This is a genomic window from Flavonifractor sp. An82 (genome assembly GCF_002159265.1).
In the GTDB taxonomy this organism is placed as follows: domain Bacteria; phylum Bacillota; class Clostridia; order Oscillospirales; family Oscillospiraceae; genus Flavonifractor.
Genome location: NZ_NFHG01000020.1, coordinates 38,735 through 50,452 on the forward strand (window position 1 = coordinate 38,735; position 11,718 = coordinate 50,452).

Annotated in this window: 9 protein-coding genes; 3 read left to right on the top strand and 6 right to left on the bottom strand. The window is 59.7% G+C overall.

Annotated features, from left to right (window positions below; genetic code table 11):
* Positions 1-25 precede the first annotated feature (25 nt).
* The gene (gene ygfK, locus B5G34_RS15515) at positions 26-3,022 is read right to left on the bottom strand and encodes a putative selenate reductase subunit YgfK (protein ID WP_087339591.1); all 2,997 of its coding nucleotides are present in this window, start codon (positions 3,020-3,022) and stop codon (positions 26-28) included.
* A gap of 65 nt (positions 3,023-3,087) precedes the next feature.
* Positions 3,088-4,428: a putative aminohydrolase SsnA gene (gene ssnA / locus B5G34_RS15520; RefSeq protein ID WP_087339595.1), complete on the bottom strand. Its 1,341-nt coding sequence runs from the start codon at positions 4,426-4,428 to the stop codon at positions 3,088-3,090.
* Between the two features lie 434 nt (positions 4,429-4,862).
* Between ssnA and B5G34_RS15525 the strand changes: the two genes are divergently transcribed.
* Positions 4,863-5,501, top strand: coding sequence for a helix-turn-helix transcriptional regulator (locus B5G34_RS15525; RefSeq protein ID WP_087339598.1), 639 nt, complete (start codon positions 4,863-4,865; stop codon positions 5,499-5,501).
* A gap of 94 nt (positions 5,502-5,595) precedes the next feature.
* On the opposite strand, the gene B5G34_RS15530 is transcribed toward B5G34_RS15525, so the two are convergent.
* Positions 5,596-6,924: a solute carrier family 23 protein gene (locus B5G34_RS15530; RefSeq protein ID WP_087339602.1), complete on the bottom strand. Its 1,329-nt coding sequence runs from the start codon at positions 6,922-6,924 to the stop codon at positions 5,596-5,598.
* Between the two features lie 340 nt (positions 6,925-7,264).
* Here B5G34_RS15530 and B5G34_RS15535 point away from each other — a divergent pair, with 340 nt between their 5' ends.
* Together B5G34_RS15535 and B5G34_RS15540 are read left to right on the top strand one after the other, a co-directional pair.
* Complete coding sequence (locus tag B5G34_RS15535; RefSeq protein WP_087339626.1) at positions 7,265-8,239, top strand: lysine exporter LysO family protein; 975 nt, start codon at positions 7,265-7,267, stop codon at positions 8,237-8,239.
* A gap of 12 nt (positions 8,240-8,251) precedes the next feature.
* Positions 8,252-8,731 (top strand): hypothetical protein, encoded by a 480-nt coding sequence (locus B5G34_RS15540; protein WP_087339605.1) that lies wholly within the window; start codon positions 8,252-8,254, stop codon positions 8,729-8,731.
* Between the two features lie 55 nt (positions 8,732-8,786).
* On the opposite strand, the gene B5G34_RS15545 is transcribed toward B5G34_RS15540, so the two are convergent.
* The 3 genes from B5G34_RS15545 to B5G34_RS15555 form a co-directional block, all read right to left on the bottom strand.
* Positions 8,787-9,893, bottom strand: coding sequence for an amidohydrolase (locus B5G34_RS15545; protein ID WP_087339609.1), 1,107 nt, complete (start codon positions 9,891-9,893; stop codon positions 8,787-8,789).
* Positions 9,890-11,170 carry a hemolysin family protein gene (locus B5G34_RS15550; RefSeq protein WP_087339612.1) on the bottom strand — a complete coding sequence of 427 codons (1,281 nt, stop codon included), beginning with the start codon at positions 11,168-11,170 and terminating at the stop codon, positions 9,890-9,892. Before B5G34_RS15550 ends, B5G34_RS15545 begins: the two co-directional genes overlap by 4 nt.
* A 316-nt stretch (positions 11,171-11,486) precedes the next feature.
* Positions 11,487-11,718 (bottom strand): transposase (locus B5G34_RS15555; protein WP_204245966.1); only part of this gene is annotated, 232 nt, incomplete at its 5' end.

Sequence of the window (11,718 nt, forward strand, 5' to 3'; positions counted from 1 at the left end):
GGGGTGGCAGTGGACCGATATTGACTTACTTCAGCAGATAGCTGTAGTTGTCGTACACAGCGCAGATCAGCTTGCGCAGAGGATCGTACAGGCCGCAGCCGGCGTCGGCCACGTCGTACTCCTTGACCTGGCCGCCCAGACGGACGCGGGTCTTGGTGCCCTCCAGCTTCAGGAAGCCCTCGTTCTCGCTGTTGACGAAGTCCTCTTCGCTCCAGAACAGGGTGAACTTATCCTTGTAGGGACGGCTGTCGTAGGGGCAGAAGGTGGCGCAGTTGCCGCACTCGTTGCACATGCCGTCCACGTGGATGATCTGGCGCATCCGCATACCGGGCACGGCGATGGCCACGTTGGCACGGTTGGGGCACACCTCGGTACAGGTCTCGCACACGGTGGCGCAGCCCAGGCAGCGGACGTCGTCGCAGCTGCTGCAGTCGGTGCAGATGTCGCCGCGCTTGGCCAGAGGCTTCTGGTAGTCGGCGTTGACGTTCTTCTCCACGTACACGTTCACGTCAAAGTCCTGGATGGCACGGGCAGCCTTGGTAGCGCCGGCAATGGCCTCCACCACGGTGCCGGGGCCCTTCTGGCCGTCACCGATGACATAGACATTCTTGACGGAGGACTCCAGGGTGTCGGCATTGACCACAGCCTTACCCTTCTTGTCCACCTCCATGCCGTTAGCGGTGTACAGATCGGTGTCCACCTTCTCGCCCACGGCGGTGATGACGGTGTCGGCATCCACAGTGACCACCTTGCCGGTGTCCACGGGGGAGCGGCGGCCGGAGGCGTCGGGAGCGCCCAGCTCCATCTGGTGGCAGGTGAGCACGCCGTCCTTCACGCCCACGGGGGCCAGCAGCTCACAGAACTCCACGCCGTCCTCCAGAGCCAGCTCCAGTTCCTCCTGGTCGGCGGGCATGTAGCGCTTGGTGCGGCGGTAGACCAGGGAGACCTTCTCCACGCCGGGGATACGCTTGGCAGCACGGGCAGCGTCCATAGCGGTGTTGCCGCCGCCGATGACCACCACATTCTTGCCCAGCTTCAGGCTCTCGGGGGCCTTCTTGGCCTTCTCCAGGAACTCGATGACGTTCATTTCCTCGCCGTACTCCATGCCGGCGCTGCCCTTGTGCCAGGCGCCGGTGGCCAGGATGACCTGGGTGTAGCCCTTGTCGAAGAGCTCCTGCACGCTCTTGACCTCGGTATTCAGCTCCACCTTCACGCCCATGGCGTTCATCAGCTTGACGTCGTTGTCGATGGCGGCGTCGCTGATCCGGAAGGCGGGGATCACGTGGCGGACGATGCCGCCCAGAGCGTCCTTGCGCTCAAAGATGGTCACGTCCACACCGGCGCGGCCCAGGAAGTAGGCAGCGGACATACCGGCGGGGCCGCCGCCGATGACGGCAACCTTCTTGCCGGCCACGGGGGCGGCGGGCTTCAGCTTGGGCAGCAGGGCCTCAAAGCCGCCCTCGGCAGCCTTCAGCTTCTGGGTGCGGATATACACGCTCTCGTCGTAGGCGTTGCGCATGCACTTGTCCTGGCAGCGGTGAGAGCAGATGGTACCGGTGATAAAGGGCAGGGCGTTGCGGTGGGTGATGATCTGGAGGGCCTCCTCGTACTTGCCCTCGCTGACCTTCATCAGGTAGGCGGGGATATCCTGCTCAATGGGGCAGCCGTTGCGGCAGGGAGCCTCGAAGCAGTCGATGAGGGGCACCTTCTTGTCCATCTTGCGGCTGGGGATGGGCTTCATGGGCTTCTGGTAGTGGACGTCGGTGACGAACTCCTTCACCAGGGCATCGGCCTTGGCCACGTCCACGCCGGTCCAGGGCTCATAGCTGATGTCCATCAGCTCCTTGCCGATCTGGCTCATGCGCTGATAGCCGCCGGGCTTGAGGACGGTGGTGGCCATGGTGATGGGCCAGATACCAGCCTCAAACAGCTTCTTGATGGAGTGGATGTCGGCGCCGCCGGAGTAGGAGATGCGCAGCTTGCCCTTGAACTCCTTGGACAGCATGCCGGCCAGGGACAGGGACAGGGGGTACAGGGAGCGGCCGGACATGTACATCTCCTCGCTGGGCAGCTCGCCGGCCTTCACGTCCACGGGGAAGGTATTGGTTATCTTCACGCCGAACTCCAGGCCCCGCTCGCCGGTGAGCTTCATCAGGCGGTGGAACATGGGGATGGCGTCCTCCCACTGCAGGTCCTCCAGGAAGTGGTGGTCGTCAAAGGCGATGTAGTCGAAGCCCAGGCCGTCCAGGGCCTTGCGGGCAAACTCATAGCCCAGCAGAGTGGGGTTGCACTTGATGTAGGTGTTCAGGTTCTTCTCAGTGATGAGATAGGTGGCAATGCGCTCGATCTCATCGGGGGGGCAGCCGTGGAGGGTGGACTCGGTGATGGAGTCAGACACCTTGGGGGAAATGGCGCGCACATAGGCCTCATCCACGTTCTGGAACTTGTCCAGGTTGGCCATGGCCCAGTCCATGCACTCCTTCCACACCTCAGTCTGGGAGGCGTCCATCATGCCGTTGATGTACTTGTCCACCTTCTCGCTCTTGATGCCGGCCAGGTCGTAGCCCACGCTCATGTTGAACACGAAGCCGTTGGGATCGCCCAGCTCCAGCTCCTTGGCCAGCAGCTTGCAGGCGAACCAGGCCTTGACGTACTCGGCAAAGGCCTGGGGCACGTACAGCTCGGTGGACCACTCGCAGTTGTAGCACTCGTCGGCGGCGGTGATGCAGGGCTTGTTGACGCACTTGGAGAGCTCGTCGCCGTCCATGACCTGAACGGTCTTCACCTCAAAGAAGCGGCTGCCGGCGGCGTAAGCGGCGATGATGTTCTGGGCCAGCTGGGTGTGGGGGCCGGCGGCGGGGCCGTAGGGAGACTCGATCTTCTCCTCAAAGATGGGCAGGGCCTTGCCATCGGCATGCTTGACCAGCTTGGATACGCCGAAGATAGAGCCCTGGCTCTTGTACTCGCTCAGGATCCAGCTCATCAGGTGGGCAAAAGGCATGGGACGCATAATATCGCTCATAATCAAAACCTCCAGTTATCGTTATAACTCGGAATTACATCTTGTTTTTACTTTTGGGGGATTTCTTAGTAAGTGCAGTGGTTCAGCTCTCCCCACAGTTTTTTACTCTGCTCCATGCACCAGGCGTTGATCTTGTCTTCGTCAATGCCCACGAACTCGCGGTCCTTGTAGAGCACCTTGCCGTTGATGATGGTGGTGCGGCAGTTCTTGCCCATCATGCCGAAGAGCATGTGGCCGTCGATGTTGGCGTCGGAGAAGGGGGTGAAGGGCTTGTAGTCCATCACGATGACGTCGGCGGCGGCGCCGGGCTTCAGCACGCCCAGAGGCTTCTTGAAGTAGCGGGAGCAGATCTTGGCGTTGTTCTGGAAGAGCATACCGGTGGCCTCACACCAGCCCACGTTGGGCATGCAGGCATTGTGGCGCTGCATGGGCAGCAGGACCTTCAGACTCTCCAGCATGTCGTGGGTGTAGGCGTCGGTGCCCAGGCCGATGAGGATGCCCTTGTTGTACATCTGCAGCACGGGGGAGCAGCCCACGGCGTTACCCATGTTGGACTCGGGGTTGTTGCACACCATGGTGCCGGTCTCCTTGATGATGTCCATCTCGGCGGGAGAGACGTGGATGCAGTGGCCCAGCATGGTCTTCTCACCCAGGATGCCGTTGTACAGCAGACGGTTGATGGGCCGGCAGCCGTAGTTCTGCAGGGAGTCGTACACGTCGTTCATGCCCTCGGCCACGTGGACATGGAAGCCGGTCATGCCATCGTTGGCCTTGACCATCTTCTCAAAGGTCTTGTCGGAGATGGTGAACAGGGCGTGGCCGCCGAACATGGCCTTGATCATGTCGTCGTCCTGCTCCTTGGCCCACTTGGCAAAGTCGGCGTTCTCCTGGATGGACTGGTCGCACTTCTCCTGGCCGTCCCGCTCGGAGACCTCGTAGCACAGGTTGGCACGCATACCCAGCTCCTTGCACACGTCCTTGATGGCGAAGAGGGAGCCGGGAATCTCGCAGAAGGAGGCGTGGTGATCAAAGATGGTGGTCACGCCGTCCCGGATGCAGTCCAGCACGGTGGCATAGGCGCAGGCGCGGGTGCCGTCCAGGGTCAGGTGGCGGTCGATGTACCACCACTGGCCGTCCAGCACCTCAAAGAAGTTGGTGGGGTTGAAGCCGTTGATGGACAGGCCACGGGCCAGTCCGGAATAAATATGGGTATGGACATTGATAAGACCGGGCATGATGACGCCGCCCTTGGCGTCCACGAACTCGGCGTCGGGGTACTTGGCCTTCATGTCGGCCAGGGAGCCGACCTCCTTGACCACCTCGCCGTCCAGAACGACGGCGCCGTCCTCCAGATAGGGAAGCTCCTCACTCCGGGTAATCAGTCTGCCATTTCCGACCAGCAGCATAATAAAGTCCTCCTTTTCGTTTTTCATTTCTCCGTAAAAAAATTGCCCATTCCTGGTGGAATGGACAGTTGAAGTTCGGCTTTTCAGAGGTTGCGGCAGCAGCCTCAGCAGAACCCAAGGTCCATCCAGCCCGTGCGCGAAAGCACTCCGTTGCAGCCACAACTTTTCATATGAAAATTTGTAAATATTGACTATAGTTTAAACCCTTCGATGGCTCTATCATACCACAATTCGCACGGAGATGCAACACTTTTGTTTGAAAAACAAAAAATTTTTTAGGCATTCAAAATCAGTTGAATCTTCCACGGAATGTGGTACAATAAAAGCGATCATCAAAGGGAGTCTGACGCCGGGGCGGCTGCATTCCAATCAGTGGAAACCCCTGCGTTTACATAGTGCATCCCCGCGCGGACCCACGTAAGGAGGGAATCGACATGCCAGAGGCATCTACCCTGCAATTCCTGCTGAAGCTGGCAAAAGGCATCGCCAGTCAGTTTGGCCCCAACTGCGAAGTGGTGGTCCACGATCTGGCCACCAACGATCCGGAGAGCTCCATCGTCGCCATTGAGAATGGCCAGGTCACCGGCCGCAAGGTGGGGGACGGTCCGTCCCATGTGGTGCTGGAGGCACTGCGGGGCAACCGGGATCAGCTTCAGGATCACCTGTGCTATCTGACCCGCACCAAGGATGGCAAGATCCTCAAGTCCACCACCATCTACATCCGGGATGATGACGGCACCCCCATCGGGATCTTCGGCATCAACTACGACATCACCCTGATGCTGGCCATGGAGACGGCGCTCAAGCAGTTCACCGCCACCGAGAAGGAGGAGAAGGAGCCGGAGGCCATCTCCCGCAACGTCTCTGATCTGCTGGATGAGCTGATGGAGCAGAGCGTGAAAATCGTAGGCAAGCCGGTGGCGCTGATGAACAAGGAAGACAAGGTGAAAGCCGTGCAATTTTTGAACGACACCGGTGCCTTCCTGATCACCAAGAGCGGCGACAAGGTGTGCAAATTCTTCGGCATCTCCAAGTACACTCTGTACAGCTACATCGACGAAGCCAAAGAGTAAGTTTCCGGCAGGGGCGGGCTGTGTTCTACACAGCCCGCTTCTTTCTCCGGATAAGTGAGGACCCGGCTCCCGTGGGAGCCGGGTCTCGTTTTTCTTACTTGCTCTGCTTCTCCTTGGGGAGAGTCAGGTTCAGGATGATAGCCAAGATGGTGGCGACCACCACGGAGGAGGAACCGAACACGGTGTTCACCCACTCAGGGAAGCCCTCGCCGGCCAGGCAGCCGGACACCTGAGTGATGCCCACGCCCAGAGCCACGGACAGGCCGACCACGGAGCTCTTGCGGGGAGTGAAGCCGCCCTCAGTGATCATGCGGATACCGGTCATGGTAATGGTGGCGAACACGGAGATGGTGGCGCCGCCGATGACGCACTGGGGAATGGTGGTGAGCAGGGAAGCAAACTTGGGCACCAGGCCAGCCACCAGCAGGATGCCGGCAGCCAGGGTGAAGACAGCCCGGTTGATAACCTTGTTCACGGTGACGATACCCACGTTCTGGCTGTAGGAAGCGGTGGGCAGGCCGCCGAAGAAGGCGCCGATGATGCTCATGATGCCCTGGCCAATGATACCGCCGGACAGCTCCTTATCGGTAGGCATACGGTCCATGCCGCCCATGGTGGTGGAGGACAGGTCGCCGATGGTCTGCACCGCGTTGACCACATACACAATGGCCAGGGACACGCAGGCAGAGGGAACGAACTTGATCTCAAAGGGCATGACCTCGGGCAGAGCGAACCAGGCAGAGGTGCCCACGCTGGAGAAGTCCACCATGCCCACGAAGTAGGCCACGATATAGCCCACGATCATACCGATGAGGATAGCGCCCAGCTTGAAGATGCCCTTGGTGAAGTTGGACAGGATGACCACCACCACCAGGGTAATGAGGGCCACCACCCAGCTCTTCACATTGCCGAACCACTCGGTGCCGGCGCCGCCGGCCATATACTTGACAGCGGTGGGATAGAGGGACAGGCCGATGGTGAAAATGACGGTGCCAGTGACCAGGGGCGGGAACAGGGGGCGGATCCACTTGACGAAGATGCCGAAGACGATGGCCACGATGCCGCCCACGATCTCAGCACCCAGGATCGTCGCAATGTCAAACTGCGCGCCGATGGCCTGGAGAGTGGGAATGTACGCAAAGCTGATGCCCATGATGACGGGCAGTCCGGAGCCGATGCGCCGGAAGATGGGGAAAAGCTGAAGCAGAGTGGCAAGAGCAGTCAGGATCAGAGAGACCTGGATCATCAGGGTCTTCTCCGCCTCGCTCAGACCACAGGTATTGGCAACCAGAATAGCAGGCGTAATGATACCCACTACCGCAGCCACCACGTGCTGGAGGCCCAGGGGGATCAACTGACCCGGCTGGGGGATACCGTTCCATTGAAATACGGTATCAGCGCTCTTTGTTTTTGGTGTACCCATTCCAATCACCTCACAAAAAATTTTTTGCCCAAATACTTTTTTTGCTCACCCAAACTATACCCCATTTACACTGGAGATGCAAGTGGAAATTGAGGTACAGGGGCCAAAATTCGCCGCCGCTTTTTGTGCAATTTGGAAAAATCTTTCCCCGAATTTGGGGACAGAAAATAAAATTTCAGTACCACAATTAAACCATCAAGTTTTATCTGATCTGTATGTTATCCCCATTTACACACTGTCTTTCCGGGGTGGACTTTCCAAAATAGATATGCTAGAATGGCACTGCCGCGTTTTTGCGGGATTTTTGTTTCAATGTTTTGATTGGAAAGGATCGATGGATATGGATACCACCCTCAGCACCCTGAGCAACCTGGCCATCTATATCGCTCTGGTTATTGCGGGAGCCTTTATCGGCTCCCGGCCCGGCGTCCGCAGCCGTCCTCTGGTGTGGGTCGGCAAGCTGCAGTTTGTGGCTCTGATGATCCTCATTGTCACCCTGGGCGTAAACCTGGGTGCCAATGATGAGGTCATCGCCTCTCTGGGGCAGATCGGCCTGGCAGCCCTCTTGATTACAGTACTGGCCATGTTTGGCTCCATTCTCTTCCTGACGCTGCTGCGGCGATTTGTTCTTAAGCTGGACCATGTGGGACTCCCCCAGGGCACTGCCCAGACCACCCAGGAGGAGGGCCATACCGCCGGCAAAGCAGACAACTCCCTGACCAAGTGGATCGTTATTGCGGTGGTACTGGGTATGCTGGCGGGCCGCTTCGTCCTTCCCTCTGCCGTCACCGCCCACTGCGGCACCGTCATCAATTTCGGCCTTTACCTTCTTCTCTTTATGGTAGGCATGGATATGGGCAAGCAGGGCACCTTTGTCAGCGACATCAAAACCGCCGGCTTCCAGGTGCTGCTGGTGCCGGTGGCGGTATGCTTGGGCACCCTGGTCTTTGCCGCTCTGGCGGGACTCTTCCTGCCCCTGGGCGTCAAGGACTCCATTGCCGCCTCCGCCGGCATGGGCTGGTACTCCCTGGCCCCCACCCTGCTGGCTCCCTACTCCCTGTCGGTGTCAGCAGTGTCCTTCCTTTCTAATGTCATGCGGGAGATCTTCTCCATTCTGGCCATCCCCTTTGTGGCCCGCTATGTAGGCTACGTGGAGTGCGCCGCCCTGCCCGGTGCCGCCGCCATGGATACGGTGCTCCCCGTGGTGGTGGGTGCCACCCACGAGCGCATCACCATCTACTCCTTTACCTCCGGTGTAGTGCTCTCCCTGGCGGTACCCATCCTGGTGCCCGCCATTGTGGCCCTGCCCTTCTGAGGAGGATCAAATATGGAGATTGAACGCCGCTGGCTGGTGGATCGCTGGCCTGACCTGACTCCCAATACCGTTCTGGAGATGGACCAGGGCTACTTTGCCGTCCGTCCCGCCATCCGCATCCGCCGGGAGACGGTGGTGGGAGGCTCCACCGCCTACGTCCTGTGCTTCAAAGGCAAAGGCGGTCTTGTGCGGGAGGAGATCGAGCTGGAGCTCACCTCCGACCACTACCACCGTCTGAAAGCTATGCTGAACAAGCCCATGATCCAAAAGGAGCAGCGCCGCTTTTCCCTGCCCGGCGGCCTCACCCTGGAGGTCAACTCGGTGGACCCCCAGCTGGACACCGGCTTCTTCTACGCCGAGGTGGAATTCCCTGACGAGGCCTCCGCCCGGTCCTGGACGCCCGGCGGGGAACTGGCCTCCTACCTCTCCCATGAGGTCACCGGTCAGCCTGGAGAGAGCATGGCCGCCTATTGGGAGCGAACCCGTACCTGAGAATGCGAAAAGACGCCCTGCGGATTACTGCAGGGCGTCTTTTGATATGTATGGCTTAAATCAGGGCCTGAAACAGCTTGCAGGCCGTCTCCAGCAAGGGATCCGGAAAATCAAAGTCCACACTGTGGAGGGGAGCATGATCCTCTCCGTCTCCCAGCAGGAACATGGCTCCCTCCGCCTGACGCAGGTACCAGCCAAAATCCTCCGAGCCCCGCATGGGCTCGGCCATCTCCACCACCGGCAGTCCCAGCCGGCGGGCCGCCGCCCTTACCTTTTCTACGGCAGCGGGGTGGTTGGCAGTCTCGGGGAACACATCCTGCTCCTCCATGGTCAGCTTCAGGCCGTCCCGGTCTGCCGCCTGGCGGGCCAGCACGGTCAGCCGCTCCTGCAAGGTGTCCAGCTCCTGCTGATACTGGGCCCGCAGGGTGAGCAGCAGGGCTCCCCGGTAGGCGGAGATGCCGAAGGCAGGCTCTCCCACGTCCATCTGGACCACGGTGGCCATCACCAGCCCCCGGTGGTCCTCCCGTCGGGTCAGGCCGGGCAGGGCAGCTACAAGGCCCGCCACCGCCTGGGCCGGGTTGCGGCCCAGCTCGGGGGTGCTGGCGTGGGTGGATACCCCTTCAAAGCGGAAGGTCACACCCTTGGAGGCGCAGTTCATGGTCCCTTCCCGTAGTGCCACCGTATGCAGCGGATAGCCGGGCATGTTGTGGAAGGCGTACACCTCGCCGATGCCCTCCTCCTTCAGCAGAGCGGCGCAGGCCTCCCCTCCGCCCCCCACCTCTTCGGCGGGCTGGAAGATCAGGTACACGTCCCTGTCCGCTCCGGTCTCCTCCAGGGTGAGCCCCAGCAGAGCCAGGGCGGCGCTGTGGCCGTCGTGGCCGCACTTGTGGGACACTCCGGGGCACTGGGAGCGGTAGGGCAGGTCGCAGGTTTCCTCAATGGGCAGGGCGTCAAAGTCCGCCCGGAAGGCGATCTTCCCCTCTCCCCTGCCCCGGCACAGGGCATAAAACCAGTCGCCCCGGTCCACAAGCTCCAAATGAGTATGTTCTCTGAGAAACTCCATTAGGCGGGCTTTGGTCCAGATTTCCTGTCCGGACAGCTCCGGATGGGCGTGGAGCTGATGGCGAAGCTCCACCGCCAGGGCCAAATTGGGATTGCTCACTGGTCTTTTCCCTTCTCCTTTTTCTCCTCATCCGGTTCAGGGAGCACCTCCACCCGGATCTCCAGCACCCGGCGGTGGTCCACCTTGGTGACGGTAACGTCCAGGCCGTCAGACTGGAACCGGTCGCCTTCCTCGGGGATGCGGCCGATTTGCTCCATGACCCAGCCAGAGATGGTGTTGGCGTCGCACTCGCCCTTGATGGAGAACAGGTCGAACAGGTCGGTCAGGTCGGCGGAGCAGGAGATGAGATAGCTGCCGTCCTCCTGCTTCTTGAACTCCTCAATGACCTCGTCGTGTTCGTCCCAGATCTCGCCCACCAGCTCCTCCACAATGTCCTCCAGGGTCACCAGACCCTCGGTGCCGCCGTACTCGTCCACCACGATGACCATGTGAGCCTTCTCCCGCTGGAGGATCCGCAGCAGCTCGGAGATCTTGGTGTTGCCGGTGGTGTACAGCATGGGGCCGGTAATGGCCTTCACGTCGGTCTGGCCCCGGTAGCGGGCGGCGTGGAAGTCCTTCTCATGGATCACGCCGATGATGTCGTCAATGTCCTCATGGTACACCGGAAGACGGGAGTAGCCGCTTTCGGCAAAGGCCTGGGCGATCTCATCCATGGAGTCGGTATCTTCCACCGCCACGATGTCCACACGGGGGGTGAGGATCTCATCCACCTCCATGTCGTTGAACTCGATGGCGGAGCGGATGAGCTTGCTCTCATGCTGGTCCAGTCCGCCCTCGCTCTCGGCCTGGTCCACCATGGTCACCAGCTCCTCCTCGGTGATGCCGCTGTCCCCCTCCTTATGGAAGACCTTGGACAGCAGCTTCTTCAGCAGGCTGAACAGGAAGTTCACCGGGGTGAGAATGGTCATCAGAATGCGCATTATGGGCGCGGAGAACATGGCAAAGCTCTCGGGATACTCCTTGGCCAGGCTCTTGGGGGAGACCTCACCAAACACCAGCACCACGATGGTGATGACGGCGGTGGAGATCACCGCGCCGTTCTGCAGGCGCAGTCCCTCGGTAAAGAACACGGTGGCCAGAGAGGAGGCAGACAGGTTGACGATGTTGTTGCCCACCAGTATGGTGGAGAGCAGCTTGTCGTACTGCTCCACCAGCTTGAGGGCCAGAGCCGCCCGGCGATTGCCGGCGTCCGCTTTGCTCTTGAGACGGATGCGGTTGAGGGACGTAAAGGCCGTCTCCGTAGCGGAGAAGTAGGCGGACAGGATCACGAGGATCACAAGGATGACTACCATGGTTAAACTGGAACTGTCAGGCATAAGAAAACAATCACTCCAACTTTTTAAGTTTGTTTGGAACGCGCAAAAGGACAACCCTATCTCTCCCTGAGAGTAAGGCTGTCCCGTTCCATTGATTCTGTCATGCAGTTGTTACTGGGCGGAGGTTCGTCCACGAGGGCTCACCGTCTCCTTTATGGTTTATTGATGTTAAGTATACCATAGCAGTTCCTGGAATGCAAGCAAAAATGAACACATCCACCAGCGAAGCTGGTGGTTGTCACTATGCGGGCATAGCCCTTTGTTCCTCGCGGACGCGTACAACGCGTAATACGATCTGCCAACTGCGTAAGGACTGCTACTTGCCGCCCGTAAACGGGCTGTTAGATGGGATTCTCAGTTGTTCTCCCATCTCGTCCTCTTTTAGTTGGTTCCTCACATACTCCGCAATTCGGCTCTCGTTTTTCCCTACTGTGTCCACATAGTACCCTCTGCACCAAAATTCTCGGTTCCGGTACTTGTATTTCAGCTCGCCGAATTGCTCATACAGCATTGTGCTACTCTTCCCTTTCAGATACCCCATAAAGTGC